The sequence below is a fragment of the Kineosporia sp. A_224 genome (genome assembly GCF_002198655.1).
Taxonomy (GTDB): Bacteria; Actinomycetota; Actinomycetes; order Actinomycetales; family Kineosporiaceae; genus R-H-3.
Genome location: NZ_MWLN01000238.1, coordinates 1 through 13,690, shown reverse-complemented (window position 1 = coordinate 13,690; position 13,690 = coordinate 1). Strand labels below are relative to the sequence as shown.

The following is a 13,690-nucleotide window of genomic DNA, read 5'->3' as shown; positions in this document are numbered from 1 at the left end:
CGCGGCGCTGCGCCGGGTCACCGGGGTGCCGCTGGTCCGGCTGCTCGCCAAGCGGCTCGTCGCCGCGGCCGTCATCGTCGTCGCGCTCGCGACGAGCGTCTTCGTCCTCCAGCGGCTGTCGCCGCTCGACCCGGCGAAGGCGATGCTCGGCCCGGGCGCCTCGGCGTCCGCCGTCGCGCAGCAGCGCGCGAAGCTCGGCCTCGACGACCCGTTCGCGGCCCAGCTCGGCCGCTACCTCGTCGGGCTCCCGCAGGGCGACCTCGGCATGAGCTACCGGACGCGCCGCCCGGTGATGACCGACCTCGGTGCGTTCGTCCCGGCGACCGCCGAGCTCGCGTCCACCGCGATCGTCCTCGCCCTCCTGCTCGGGATCTTCTTCGCGGTGAGCACGAGCCTGCGCTGGCCGGGGGCCTCGGTGCTGCGCGGCGTCCTCATGGCCGGGGCGAGCGCACCGGCGTTCCTGCTCGGCATCGGCGCGATCCTCGTGTTCTACAAGCAGCTCGGCTGGCTGCCCGCGAGCGGCCGGTCGGGCATCACCGACCTGCCCGGCGGACCGACCGGGCTGCTCGTCCTCGACGGGCTGCTCGCCGGCCGGTTCGACGTCGTCTCCGACGCGCTGAAGCACCTCGTCCTGCCCGCGCTCGCGATCTCGTTCGGGCCGGCCGTCGCGATCGGCCGCGTGCTGCGGACGAGCCTGTCGTCCGAGGAGCGCAGCGACTACGCCAGGACTGCGCGGGCGAAGGGCCTCACGGACGGCGCGGTGCTGCGCCGGCACGTCCTGCGCAACGCCGTCGGGCCGGCCCTGTCCATGACCGGCCTGCAGGTCGGTCTCATGTTCGCCGGCGTCCTCGTCGTCGAGCAGATCTTCGCGTGGCCCGGGATCGGGCAGTACACCGCGCAGTCGATCCCCGTCGCGGACTTCCCGGCGATCGCGGGCGTCACGCTCCTGCTGGGGATCGGCTACGTCGTCATCAACACCGTCGTCGACATCCTCCAGGGCCTCGCCGACCCGCGGATCACGACCTGACCGCCCTGCCTCCCGTCGCCCCCGGACCCCCTGCGCAGACAAGGAACGCCGTGCCCGAGCCCCTCTTCCCGAACGGTCCGAAGGCTCCTGCGACCGACGAGCCGGCCCCGCCGGCGCCCCCGGTGCGGGCCCCCGGCCCGCTCGTCGTCAACCGCCCCACCGAGATGGGGTGGAGCGGCATCAGCACCTTCATGAAGCTCCCCGTCTGCATGACGCCCGAGGACCTGCGCGCGGGCGAGATCGACGTCGCGATCGGCGGCGCACCGTGGGAGGGCACGGCGAGCGGCTGGACCGGCACCCACCTCGGGCCGCGGGCGATCCGCGAGGCGGACCCGATCGGGGGGAGCATCGGGCGGCATCACCTCGACGTCCGGGTCAGTCCGTTCGAGGTGCTCAAGGTTGCCGACTACGGCGACGCCGACGTGCTCATCGGCAACACCGAGGGCTCGTACGAGAACATCCGGTCCTTCACCTCCGAGATCCTCTCCGGCGGCGCGGTCCCGATCATCCTCGGCGGCGACCACGGCATCACGTGGCCGGTCGCCACGGCGGTCGCCGAGGCCTACGGCTACGGGAAGATCGGCATCATCCACTTCGACGCCCACGCCGACACCGCCCCGGACATGCGCGGGGCGCTGGCGGGCCACGGGACGCCGATGCGCCGGCTCATCGAGTCCGGTGCGGTGCCGGGGAAGAACTTCGTCCAGGTCGGCCTGCGCGGCTACTGGCCCGAGCCTCCGATCCTCGAGTGGATGGAGGAGAACCAGATGCGCACGCACTTCATGGCCGAGATCCGCAAGGACGGGTTCGACGCCGTCCTCGAGCGGGCCCTCGACGAGGCGCTCGACCAGGCCGACCACCTCTACATCTCCCTCGACGTCGACGTCGCGGACCCGGCGTTCACCCCCGGCACCGGGACCCCCGAGCCGGGCGGCCTCACGTCGCAGGAGATGCTCCGCACCGTCCGCCGGCTCGCCGCCGAGGTCGGCATGGTGGCGATGGACGTCGTCGAGGTCAGCCCGCCCAACGACTCGGGCCCGAACATCACCGCGCTCTTCGCGAACCGCTGCGTCATGGAGGCCCTCACCGGCACCGCGATGCGCCGCCTCGGCCTCACCGACCCCGACTACATCGACCCGCGGTCCGCGGGCACCGGCACCCCGCGCCGGTTCCGCGACGCCGCCCCCCAGCTCTAGGAGGAGCACGTCATGGCCACACAGCCGATGCTCGTCGGGAACGTCGTCCTGATCTCCGTGGACATCCAGGGCCACCCGGACGCGATGCCCGGCACCGCGGGGATCCCGCACATGGGCGGCTACCACGACCTCGTCGCGAACGCCGAGCGCCTCGTGGCGGCCGCCCGGGACAACGCGATCCCGGTCGTCTTCTTCCAGGAGGTGCACCGCCCGAGCGGCCTGGACATCGGCCGTGAGACCGACGGGGCCGAGGACATGCACTGCGTCGAGGGCGACCTCTCGACCGGTCTGTGGCCCACGCTGACCCCGCGCGACGGCGAGCCGCACATCGTCAAGCGCCGGTACTCGTGCTTCATCGGGACCGAGCTCGACATCGTCCTGCGCGGCTACCGGGCGGACACGCTCGTGCTCATGGGCGGGCTCACGGACGTCTGCGTGCACTACACGTTCGCCGACGCCCACCAGCGCGACTTCTACGTGCGCGTCGTCGAGGACGCCGTCGGCGGCTCCTCGCGGCCCGCGCACGACGCCTCCCTGGCCGCCATGGAGTACCTCCAGGCCGGGGCCCGCCGGCGGACCGACGAGATCGTCGCCGCCTTCAACGACCTCGGGGCGCAACGGCGCGCCACCGCGGCCGGCGCCGCCGTGCCGGTCCAGGTCCGCTCGTAGGACCCGCTCCACCTGCCAGAGACCCTCCCGTCAGACCACTCGTCAGACCACCCGACCCGGCCCAGCCGGTGTGGCCCGCCCCGTGAGGGGCAGAAGGAGCAGCCCCGTGTCCACGCCCTCCCCCTCCCGGCCGTGGAGCCGGCGCAAGGCCCTCGTGGCCCTCGCCGCCGCCACCGTCGGGACCCTCTCGCTCGCCGCGTGCGGCGGGAGCGGCAGCACCGCCGCCGGTCCGTCCGCGACCGTCAGCGCGCCCACCGACAAGGTGCTGCGCCTGAGCTTCCTCCAGGACCCGGGCCAGCCACCGGACCCGGACATCTACTACGCCGGTCAGGGCCTGCTCCTCACGATGAACCTGTACGAGGGCCTCCTGCAGTACAAGAGCGGGACGGCGACCCCGACGATCGAGCCGCTCCTCGCCGAGAGCTGGAAGGTCTCCAAGGACAACAAGACCTACGAGTTCGTGCTGCGCAAGGGCGTGCTGTTCCACGACGGGACCGAGCTCAGGAGCGACGCCGTCAAGGCCTCGTTCGACCGGCGGCTCGCCGTGAACCAGGGGCCCGCGTACATGGTCACCGACGTCGCCTCGGTCGAGACGAAGGGCGACTACGCGGTGACGATCACCCTCAAGGCGCCGTCGACGATCTTCCTGGACTTCCTCGCCTCGCCCTACGGCCCGCGGATGATGAGCCCGACCGGGCTGAAGGCCAACGCGGGCGACGACAACGCGGCGACCTACCTCCAGACCCACGACCTCGGCACGGGTCCGTACACGCTCACCGAGGCCTCGGTCGGCTCGAAGTACGCGATGAAGGCCTTCGACAAGTACTGGGGCGACAAGCCGTACTTCCAGTCCGTCGAGATCCCCGTCGTCACGGACTCGTCGAACCAGCAGCTGCAGTTCGGCAAGGGTGAGCTCGCGGCGATCACGCACGACCTGCCGACGAGCGCGGTCGCGTCGTACATCGCGAACAAGAACATCAAGACCTACTCGCTGCCGACGCTCCAGTCGTCGTACATGTACATCAACCCGAACACCCCGTTCGGCAAGGGGAAGGCCAACCGGGTCGCGCTCCAGAAGGCCGTCGACCGGGAGACGATCTTCAAGCAGGCGTTCGTCGGCCGCGGCAAGGTCGCGGACTCGATCTACCCGCCGAACATGACCGACACCGGCGGCGCCAAGCAGGACATCGGCTACGACACGAGCGTGCTCAAGGCGCTCGCGCCGTCGCTTCCCGCGGACGCGAAGACGATCACGATCGGCCACGACTCGTCGTCCCCGGACAACCAGCTCGTCGCCAACCTCGTCGCAGCCCAGGTCACCGCGCTGGGCCTGACCGCCAAGGTGCAGGCGTACCCGACCTCGCAGATCTTCGGATGGGTCTCCGACGTCAAGGGCGCCCCTGACGTCCTCGTCACCGGCGGCTGGCCGGACGCCGCGGCCGCCTACACGTGGGGCCACATCTCCTGGGACCCGGACGCGGGGCTCAACTACCTGCACTGCTCCGACCCGGCCGTCACCGCGGCGCTCGCCAAGGGCCTGGCGACCGGCGACGCCGCCGCCTACAACGAGGCCGGTCTCGGGGCGCTCGGGACGGGCTGCTTCTACAACCTCGTGGACCAGGACGACTTCGTCGTCGCGCAGCCCTGGCTCACGGGCGTCGAGGAGGCGCACGTCGTCACGGCGCCGACGGCGTTGCTCATCGCCAAGCTGTCCGTCGGCTGACCTGTCACCTGACAGGTTGACCACCGCCCCGCCGGGCCCGGCGCGCCATGCTGGTGCGCCGGGTCCGGCAGGACCCGTCCCGTGACCGTCCCGTCGTCGTCCTGAGGAGCGCCCGTGTCCGGAGTCCGTCGCGTCGTCCTGCTCACCCTCGGGTGGGAGGAGCTGCCCAAGTCGATCTCGGTGCACGGTGCGCCGCCCGACATCACCCTGCGCGAGCCGGTGCCGGGGATCCTCCTCGACACCGACGCCGGCTGGCTGCTCCTCGACACGGGCTTCAACACCGCGCTCATCCGGGACCCGTACCTGCACGCGCGCTACCACGACCGCGAGGGCTACCGGGCGGTCCTGCCGGGCCCGGGCGAGCCGATCGAGGAGGCCCTCGACAAGGCGGGGATCCCGTTCGACGGCATCACCGCGGTCGCCGTGAGCCACCTCCACCTCGACCACGCCGGCGGGCTCAAGCTCTTCGCGGGCAAGGTGCCGGTGCACGCCCAGCGCACCGAGCTCGAGTACGGCCTCTCCGGCAGCCCGGACGTCGAGCAGAACGCGATCTACCGGGTCGACTTCGACGACCCGCGGATCGACTGGCGCCTCGCGGACGGCGACGTCGAGATCGCGACCGGGGTCACCGCCGTCTCGACACCCGGCCACACGAAGGGCCACCAGAGCTTCGTCGTGGAGCTCGACGCGTCCGTCGGGGGAGGGGGCTTCGTCTTCGCCTTCGACGCCGGCGACCTCACCGAGAACTTCGAGCACGAGCTCGCGATCGGCGGCTTCATCGACGTCGAGCCCGAGGAGACGGTCGAGCCGATCCGCCGGCTCAAGAAGATCGCCGCCGACAAGGGGTACCGGCTCGTGCCGGGGCACGACCCGCACGTCTGGCCGGCGCTCACCGACGAGCTCGTCGCGCGCTTCCCGGGCTGACCGGCCGGTGCCGCTCGACCTCGTGCTGCGCGGGCGCTGCGTCGTCACGCCGCAGGGCGAGCGGGCGGCGTCCGTCGGCGTGCTCGACGGCCGGATCGTCGTCATCGGGCCGTTCGACGCGGACCTGCCCGCGCGGACGGTCGTCTCGTACGACGCGGACGTCGCGCTGCTGCCCGGCGTCGTCGACACCCACGTCCACCTGCAGGACCCGGGGACACCCTGGGAGGGCTTCGGCCCCGGCACCCTGGCCGCGGCGGCGGGCGGCGTGACGACGCTCGTCGACATGCCGGTCGACTCGTGCCCGGCGACGGTCGACGCCGCGTCGTTCGCGGCGAAGACCGACGCAGCCCGCGGCCGCTGCCACGTCGACGTCGGGTTCTGGGGCGGCCTGACCCCGCGCAACCGCGACCGGCTCCCCGAGCTCGCCGCGGCGGGGGTGCTCGGCCTCAAGGCGTTCCTCACCGACCCGGGTGCCCCGGACTTCCCGCCGCTGCCCGTCGCGGACCTCACGGCGGCGGCCGACGACGTCGCCCGGCTCGGGCTGCCGCTGCTCGTGCACGCCGAGCACCCGGACGTCCGGCCGGCGCCGGGCCGCGCGCCGTCCGGCCCGGTGACCCGCTACGCGGACCACCTCGGGGTGCACCCGGCCGAACGGGAGGCCGCGGCCGTCGATGCCGTCGTCGAGGCGTCGGCCCGGTCCGGGTGCCGGCTGCACGTCGTCCACGTCTCGACCGCCGGTGGCGCGCAGCGGCTGCGGGCGGCCCGCGGGGCCGGCGTCCCGGTGAGCGGGGAGACCTGCCCCCACCTGCTGTGCCTCGTCGCGGAGGACGTGCCCGACGGTGCCGTCGAGTACGCCGTCGGGCCGCCGCTGCGGGACCGGGCCAACGCCGCCGTGCTGTGGCAGGCGCTGCTCGACGGCACGCTCGAGATGGTCGTCTCGGACCACTCGCCGACCGGGCTGCCCGAGCGCCCCGACCCCGGAGCCCCCGGCGACTTCGCGACGGCGGCCCCCGGCATCGCGTCCGTGGAGCTCTCCCTGCCCGTCGTCTGGACGGCGGCCCGCCGGCGCGGCCTCGGCCTCACGGCCGTCGCCGGGTGGATGTCCGCGGCGCCGGCCCGCCTCGCGGGCCTGCGCAGCAAGGGTGCGATCGAGGTAGGCCGCGACGCCGACGTCGTCGTTCTCGACCCCGACGCGACCTTCGTCGTGGACCCCGGTGCGCTCCACCAGCGGCAGCGCCGCACCCCCTACACCGGGCGCACGCTGCACGGCGTCGTCCGCGAGACCTGGCTGCGGGGGGAGCCGGCGGGGAACGGCCCGCCGCGCGGCCGGCTGCTGCTCCGCACCGTGTGACCCAGACCCTCCGGAAGGACCGCTGTTGCGCATCCTCGTCCTCAACCCGAACACCACCGCGTCCATGACCGACGCGGTCGCCCGCGCGGCCCGTGGCTACGCCTCGCCCGGGACCGAGATCGTCGGTCTCACAGCGGGTTACGGGGTCGACGGCATCGACTCCGCGTTCGAGAGCCTGCTCTCCGCCGTCGCCGTCATGGACCGCGTGACGACCTATCCCGACCCCTTCGACGCCGTCGTCATGGCCGGCTTCGGCGAGCACGGCCGGGAAGGGCTCATGGAGCTGCTCGACGTCCCGGTGGTCGACATGGCGGAGGCGAGCGCCCACGTCGCGATGCTGCTCGGCCGCTCGTTCACCGTGGTCACGACGCTGGCCCGCTCGATCGCCGCGATCGAGGACAGGCTGTCGACCGCGGGGCTGCTGGACCGCTGCTCGGGCGTCCGGGCGACGGGGATGTCGACGATGGACGTCGAACGGGACCCGGACGGCGCGGTCCGGGCCGTCGTCGAGCAGGCCCGGCTGGCGGTCGAGCAGGACCGGGCCGAGGTGGTCTGCCTCGGCTGCGGCGGCATGGCGGGCCTGGAGGACGCGATCCGCGACGCGCTCGGGGTGCCGGTCGTCGACGGCGTCGGGGCGGCCGTCCGGCTCGCGGAGTCGCTCGTCGGGCTCGGCCTGTCGACGAGCAAGGTGTGCACCTACGCCCGGCCCGACCCCAAACCGACGGTCGGATGGCCGCTCTCCGCGCACCTGCCGGGCGGCGCGCGATGACCGGGCCGCTCGTCAACCTCGCCTCGCGGGTGCTCGGTGCCGGGGTCGTCGCGGCCAGCGACGACGCCTTCGGTGCCAAGGAGAGTCTCGTCGTCGACGGCGACCCCGACACGACGACCGGCCGGTTCTCGCTCGTCGGCGAGGTCGTCGACGGCTGGGAGACCCGGCGCCGGCGCACCCCGGGCCACGACTGGGCCCTCGTCCGGCTCGGCGCGCCGGGCATCGTCCGCCGGGTCGTCGTCGACACCCGCGGGTTCACCGGCAACTTCCCGGCCCGGTACGCCGTCGACGCGTGCGCGGTCGCCGGCCACCCGGCTCCGGCGGACCTGCTCGACGCGTCGACCACCTGGCACCCCCTCGTGCCGCTCACCCCGCTCACGTCGTCCGGTGCGGCGACCCACGACGTCGGCGGCGCCGCGGCCGCGACCCGCTGGACGCACGTGCGGCTGCGGCAGGAGCCGGACGGCGGCGTCGCCCGGCTCCGGGTGCTGGGCACCCCGGTGCCGGACCCGGCCTGGTTCGACGACGTCACGGTCGACCTGCTGGCCCAAGGGCTCGGCAGCCTCGTCACGTCGTGGAGCGACGCGTTCTACACCCATCCCGAGGTGCTCACCCGCCCCGACCTGCCCCGCACGATGGGCGAGGGCTGGGAGGCCCGCCGGCGCCGGGACGACGGCCACGACTGGGCCGTCGTCCGCCTCGCCGCGGCCGCGACCCCGCGGGTGCTCGAGGTCGACACGTCGTACTACGTCTACAACGCGAGCAGCCACGTGGCGGTCTGGGCCGCGGCGTCCGGGGACGTCCCGGCGGGGCACACCCCCGCGGTCGACGACGACGTGTGGTTCCCGCTCCTGCCGCGGACCGCGCTGCAACCCGACACCCGGCACCGGTTCGCCCTGGACCCGTTGCCGCGCAACCGTTCCGACGTCGCCTGGCTGCGCCTCGATGTCTTCCCCGACGCGGGCCTGTCCCGGGTCCGCCTGCACGGGACGCCGACCGGCGCGGGCCGGGCGGCGCTGCAGCGGGCGTGGGAGCTCGCCCGCCCGGTCTGACCCGCGGCCGCATCACCGCGGCGGGCTGCGGGTTCAGTCGACCGGCATCGCCCTCCGGTAGGCGGTCACGGCGATCGCCGCGGTGAGGACGTGCATGACCATGAGGGCCGCCACGCCCATCGTGGTCTGCCCGGGCGTCGAGCCCGTGACGAGGAGCGCGACGTCGGGGACGAGCGAGAGGACCAGCACGGCGGGGACGAGGACGGCGAGCACGGCGCGGCCGCGCGCGGACCGGGTGACGACGAGGCGCCACCCGACGGCACCGACGACCGCGCCGACGATCGTCCACAGGACGACGGGGCCGGGCGTCAGCGGGACGAAGTCGTCGCTCGCGCCGAGCGGGCCGCGGGCGAGCGCCGAGACCGCGATGTTGGCGACCGCGGCCACCGCACCCGCGGCGGCACCGACCACCAGCGCCCTGCCGGGGCCGACGTCGCGGCGGGTGGCCACCGGCACGGCCGCGGTCATCGGGACTCCCCGGCATCCGCGCCGACGTGCTCGGCGATCCCCTCCAGGCACCACGTCCAGCCCACGCGCATGTGCTCGGCCGTCTCGGCGTCCGACAGGCCCTCGACCGTCAGGTCGAGGCGCGTCCCGCCCTCGACGGGCAGGAGCAGCACCGTGCACCGGGAACGCTCGGCCATGTCCTCCCCCTCGGTGAGCACGTCGAGCACGAGCCGCTCCACGGGCTCGAACACCGCGAAGGTCGCCGTCTCGCGGTAGGCGTCGCCGGCCGGGCGCGGGCCGAACCGCACGCGGTACCCTCCGCCCTCCCGGGCGTCGACCTCGCAGGCCGCCACCCGCCACTCGGGGTCGGGGCAGACCCATCGCTGCAGCAGGTCCGCACGGGTGAAGGCGGCCCAGACGTTCTCGCGCGGTGCCGGGTAGGTGCGGTCGAGGTCGAACGACAGGAGCGGAGTGGCGGTCACATGTCCTCCAGAAGGGTGCCGAGCGCGTCGAGCCGGGTCGACCAGAGCGCCTGCTGCTGCGCGGTCCACGTGGCCACGGCGACGAGGGCGTCGTCGCGCAGCCGGCACTCGCGCACGCGGCCGCGCTTGGCGGTCGTCACCAGCCCCGCGTCCTCGAGCACGCGGACGTGCTTGAGGACGGCGGGCAGCGACATCGTCGTCGGCGCCGCGAGGTCACCGGCCGATGCGGGCCCGCGCGCGAGCCGTTCGACGATGGCCAGCCGGGTCGGGTCACCGAGCGCCGCGAACTGTTGGTGAACCATACGGTTTACTGTTGCTGATCGGTGCGCCGGCGTCAAGCCTCGCGCCCGACCGGTGCGGCCTCGGGGCCCGCCACGAACGACTGGCGCGCACGGCCCGCGGAACGGGTCGTGCGCGCCAGTGGTCGGGCGGCTCGGGGTCAGCAGTGGCAGGCGTCGTCCCCGTGGCCCATCGGTTCGGAGCGGGGCAGGTCGAGGGCCGGGTTGCCGTCGAAGAAGCCGACCGGCTTGAGGTGGAAGCTCGCGTAGGTCACGGGCATGACCGGCCAGTCCTCGGGGCGGACGATGTGGTGCGCCCCGACGGTGTACCAGACGACGAGGTCCTCGTCGACGATCGAGGCGTCGTCCTCGACGTACTTCGGCAGCCCCTCGACCTCGGGCGACTGGTAGGGGTAGTCGCCGGCGGCGTAGAGCTCGGACGGGTCGTACTTCGTGACCCACACCTCGTGCTGGCAGAACCGCGCGCGGTCGTAGATCGCCGAGCCCGGCTGGAACATCGGCGGTGCGGTGAGACCGGGCATGAGCTTCCAGGCGACCTCCTGCCCGAGCTCGTTGACGACGCCGCGGTTGGCGATCTTCCAGTAGCGGGCGGTCCCCCAGGAGACGTTCCGGGCGCCGGCCTTCTCGGTCTCGAGCAGCGTCGGCCGGGCCACCCACGTGTTGTGCCGCGGGTTGAACTCGCCCCCGGGCTCGTCGGGCACCGAGTCGATCTCGTAGACGCTGTTGCGCACGCCGTCGACGGTCATGTCGAGCCGGACGTTGAAGAAGTGCTGGTGGTTGGGGCCGTACAGGCCCGGGGCGACGACGACGCCGTGCCGCGGCTGGGTGCCCGGCTCGATCGCCCCGGTCGTGAGGACGCCGGTCAGCTTGACCTCGAACTCGATCGTCGCGTCGGTGTAGAGGTACCAGAAGAAGCCGTACTCGTAGTTGCCGACGGTCGCGATGCTCGAGATGACGAGCCGCCGGGAGCGCCGGACCTCGACCTCGCCGGTGCGGAAGTCCGTGTGCTTCCAGGCGATCCCGAAGTCCTCCTCGTGCATGCAGATCGCGTTCGGGATCTCCAGCGGGGCGCCGTCGCTGTTGTTGACGACGGCGTCGAAGTAGTGGATGTGCCCGAGGCAGTCGCAGCCGAGCGTGAGGGAGTTGGCCGAGAAACCCATCCCGACCTCGCCCTCGTCGAAGACGTTCTTGTTCCAGTGCGTCGGCGCCATGTCCCCGTACGGCACGACCATCTCCGACAGCGACGCCCGGTAGACGACCGGCCGGGTGCGTCCCTTGTCGTCGTAGGTGATCTGGTGCAGGACGAGGCCCTCGCGCGGGGTGAACCCGACGCGCAGGTTCCACTTCTGCCAGGCCACCGACCAGCCGTCGACGGTGAAGCTCGGCCCCTCGGGCTGGGTGATGGAGATCGGTTTGAGATCGGTGCGCAGGTCGCCGAACGCCGGCCGGTTCATCGGGTCGAGCATCCGCTCGGGGTCGTAGTTGCCGGGGTGCCGGGGCAGCGGGACGACCCCGTGGTCGGCGACCTCGACGACCGTCATCGCGTCGAGGTCCACGGTGCAGATGAGCCCTTCGACGGGTCGCGCGTAGCCGTGCTCGCCGGGGGCGCTGCGGACGAACGTCAGCGGCCGGCAGTACCGGCGCCCGGTGCGCGGGTCGTCCTCCGGCCCGGTGTAGCCGGACGGCCAGGGGTCGATCATGACGAGCGAGAAGTCCTCGACCCCGCGGGCCCGCATGGCGTCCTGCCAGCGGACGTCCGCGCGGACGATCTCCTCGACGGAGAACATCTCCTCCATGATGTACGACGGGAACTTGCCCTCGACGACCTCGACCCCGGCGACCGCGTCCAGGGTGAGGTCGACGTACGCCTCCTTGAGGGTGCTCGTCGCGCGGTCGTAGAGGATCGCCTTGGCGACCCGGTCGGGCGGGGCCGCCGGGTCGAAGACGAGCCCCTCCGGCTTGGCCGGCTCGGCGAGGGTCGTCATGACGAAGCGGGTCTGGTCACCGACCTCGCCCGCCCCGACGAGCAGGTCGCGGACGGCGGTGATCTCGGCGGCGCTCAGCGGGTCGAGCGGGTGCGAACCCGCCGCACCGTGGTTGGTGACCTGGGGGACGGACAGCTCAGTGGTCATGGGATGCGTTCTCCTGACTGGGGTCGCGACGGTCCACGGACGGGCGCCGGCTCAGACGGACGGCGTCGTGGTCGGCGCCGACTTCTGCTCGGGGATCTCCAGGACGGCCAGGTGGGCGAGCGCGTCCTCCTGCGTGAGCCTGCCCGCCGAGCGCCGTCCGAACACGTAGACCAGGGCGGCTGCCAGCACCGTGACGGCGATCGTCACGCCGACCCACGTCATCCAGTCGCTCTGCGGGATGTCCGCGCTGAACGGCAGCGTGAACGTGTAGTAGATGCCGGCGGTCGTCGCGAGCGACCCGACGACGCTCGTGAGCACGGCGGCCGGCTTGCCGCCGGGGATCCGCCAGAAGTCCTCGGACGCGTAGCGGTCGGCGTACTTCCAGCGGGCGATCGCGAGCGGCACGAAGAAGAAGTAGCCGCTCGCGAGCCAGACGATCGTCAGCGCGCCCTGGAGGTAGAGGAACGTCGTCGCGAGGCTGGACTGGGAGTACAGGACGACGATCATCGTCGAGGAGATGACGCCCTGCACGAGCACCGCCGTCACCGGGTTGCGGGTGCGCGGGTTGAGGTGGGTGAACAGCCGCGGCAGGTGCCGCTCGATGCCCGAGACGAAGATGAGCCGGGCGTACGCCGACTGGTACGTGGTCAGGGCGATGACCATGACGACGGCCAGGGCGACGGCCGCCAGCGGCATGAGGCCCGGGATGCCGGCCGCGTCGAGCGAGCCGATGACGCCGGTGACCGGGTCGATCTTCTCCAGCGGTGTCGACATGAGGATGCCGGCGGTCGTGATGACGTAGCCGACGGCGAGGACGACCGAGCCGAGCGCGACCATCTTCACCGCGCTGCGCTTCACCGAGAGGAACTCGGCGCCCATGTTGAACGGCGTCTCGACGCCGAGCAGGTAGAGCAGCACGAGCCCGAACACCCAGCCGTAGCTGCCGAAGTCGACCGTGTACAGGTCCTTGGCGACGAGCGGCACCGCCGAGCCGTCGGTCACGGCGTTCGCGATGCCCACGAAGAAGACCGCGAGGCAGACGACCGCGTAGACGCCGAAGACGGTGTACATCACCTTCTGGGTCACGGTGAGCTTGCGCAGCGCGAGACCGACCGCGAGCCAGAGGATGAGCAGCTGGAGCAGGATGCTCGTCGTCAGTCCGATCTCGGCACCGAAGGCCAGCGCGAGGAAGGCGACGATCGCCGCCGGTGTCGTCGCGCCGTTGAGGATGACCGGGATCCACGACAGGAAGCCGCCGAAGAACGCGAGCGGCTCGTTCATCGTGCGGTACGCCCAGATGTAGACACCGCCCTGGGCGGGCCAGAGGTTGCCGAGCTCCATGACGGCCATCCCGGCCGGCACGAGGAAGACGACGAAACCGAGCACCCACATGGGCATCGAGGCCCAGCCGGCCGAGCTGATGATCGACGAGCCGGTGATGAAGTAGATGATGAAGACGTAGATCGCGATGAGACCGAAGGTCGTGAGGACCTTCGGGAGGACCTGGTCGGGGACGACCTCGGCGGCGAGCTTGCCGTCGCGGGTGAACGCGACCTCTGCGGGAGCGGTCAACTCATGCCTCCGTGGGGGTGGCCGGCGCGTCGGGCGCCGGGGTGGGG

At 72.8% G+C, this 13,690-nt stretch carries 13 protein-coding genes; 8 read left to right on the top strand and 5 right to left on the bottom strand.

The annotated features are described in order from the left end of the window. Window positions 1-31 precede the first annotated feature (31 nt). From EDJALFJO_RS32525 to alc, 8 genes are all read left to right on the top strand, one after another. Window positions 32-1,027, top strand: coding sequence for an ABC transporter permease (locus EDJALFJO_RS32525; protein ID WP_198950864.1), 996 nt, complete (start codon window positions 32-34; stop codon window positions 1,025-1,027). 50 nt (window positions 1,028-1,077) lie between these two features. Further along, entirely contained in the window at window positions 1,078-2,223 is a 1,146-nt protein-coding gene (gene speB, locus EDJALFJO_RS32520) for an agmatinase (protein WP_198950863.1), read from the top strand. 12 nt (window positions 2,224-2,235) lie between these two features. Next, window positions 2,236-2,892, top strand: coding sequence for a cysteine hydrolase family protein (locus EDJALFJO_RS32515; RefSeq protein ID WP_088290782.1), 657 nt, complete (start codon window positions 2,236-2,238; stop codon window positions 2,890-2,892). A 106-nt stretch (window positions 2,893-2,998) separates the two neighbouring features. Then, window positions 2,999-4,615, top strand: a complete 1,617-nt coding sequence (locus EDJALFJO_RS32510) for an ABC transporter substrate-binding protein (RefSeq protein ID WP_088290781.1) — start codon at window positions 2,999-3,001, stop codon at window positions 4,613-4,615. A 114-nt stretch (window positions 4,616-4,729) separates the two neighbouring features. Further along, on the top strand, window positions 4,730-5,539 hold the full coding sequence (locus tag EDJALFJO_RS32505) for an N-acyl homoserine lactonase family protein (RefSeq protein WP_088290780.1): 810 nt from the start codon (window positions 4,730-4,732) through the stop codon (window positions 5,537-5,539). 7 nt (window positions 5,540-5,546) lie between these two features. Further along, window positions 5,547-6,890 carry an allantoinase AllB gene (allB, locus tag EDJALFJO_RS32500; RefSeq protein WP_088290779.1) on the top strand — a complete coding sequence of 448 codons (1,344 nt, stop codon included), beginning with the start codon at window positions 5,547-5,549 and terminating at the stop codon, window positions 6,888-6,890. 25 nt (window positions 6,891-6,915) lie between these two features. Next, window positions 6,916-7,659 (top strand): aspartate/glutamate racemase family protein, encoded by a 744-nt coding sequence (locus EDJALFJO_RS32495; RefSeq protein ID WP_088290778.1) that lies wholly within the window; start codon window positions 6,916-6,918, stop codon window positions 7,657-7,659. After that, window positions 7,620-8,711, top strand: a complete 1,092-nt coding sequence (alc, locus tag EDJALFJO_RS32490) for an allantoicase (RefSeq protein WP_198950862.1) — start codon at window positions 7,620-7,622, stop codon at window positions 8,709-8,711. Before EDJALFJO_RS32495 ends, alc begins: the two co-directional genes overlap by 40 nt. A gap of 33 nt (window positions 8,712-8,744) precedes the next feature. Here alc and EDJALFJO_RS32485 read toward each other — a convergent pair whose 3' ends face one another. The 5 genes from EDJALFJO_RS32485 to EDJALFJO_RS32465 all read right to left on the bottom strand — a co-directional run bounded on the left by EDJALFJO_RS32485 (window position 8,745) and on the right by EDJALFJO_RS32465 (window position 13,643). Then, on the bottom strand, window positions 8,745-9,179 hold the full coding sequence (locus tag EDJALFJO_RS32485) for a DUF6069 family protein (protein WP_088290777.1): 435 nt from the start codon (window positions 9,177-9,179) through the stop codon (window positions 8,745-8,747). Then, window positions 9,176-9,640, bottom strand: coding sequence for an SRPBCC domain-containing protein (locus tag EDJALFJO_RS32480; RefSeq protein ID WP_158220657.1), 465 nt, complete (start codon window positions 9,638-9,640; stop codon window positions 9,176-9,178). The genes EDJALFJO_RS32485 and EDJALFJO_RS32480 overlap by 4 nt, the downstream gene beginning before the upstream one ends. Next, window positions 9,637-9,942, bottom strand: a complete 306-nt coding sequence (locus EDJALFJO_RS32475; RefSeq protein WP_233150168.1) for a helix-turn-helix transcriptional regulator — start codon at window positions 9,940-9,942, stop codon at window positions 9,637-9,639. The genes EDJALFJO_RS32480 and EDJALFJO_RS32475 overlap by 4 nt, the downstream gene beginning before the upstream one ends. Before the next feature lie 137 nt (window positions 9,943-10,079). Beyond that, on the bottom strand, window positions 10,080-12,071 hold the full coding sequence (locus tag EDJALFJO_RS32470; protein WP_088290774.1) for a primary-amine oxidase: 1,992 nt from the start codon (window positions 12,069-12,071) through the stop codon (window positions 10,080-10,082). Window positions 12,072-12,122: 51 nt separating this feature from the next. Continuing rightward, a complete protein-coding gene (locus EDJALFJO_RS32465) occupies window positions 12,123-13,643 on the bottom strand; it encodes an APC family permease (RefSeq protein ID WP_088290773.1) in 1,521 nt (506 codons plus the stop codon). Between the last annotated feature and the right edge of the window lie 47 nt (window positions 13,644-13,690).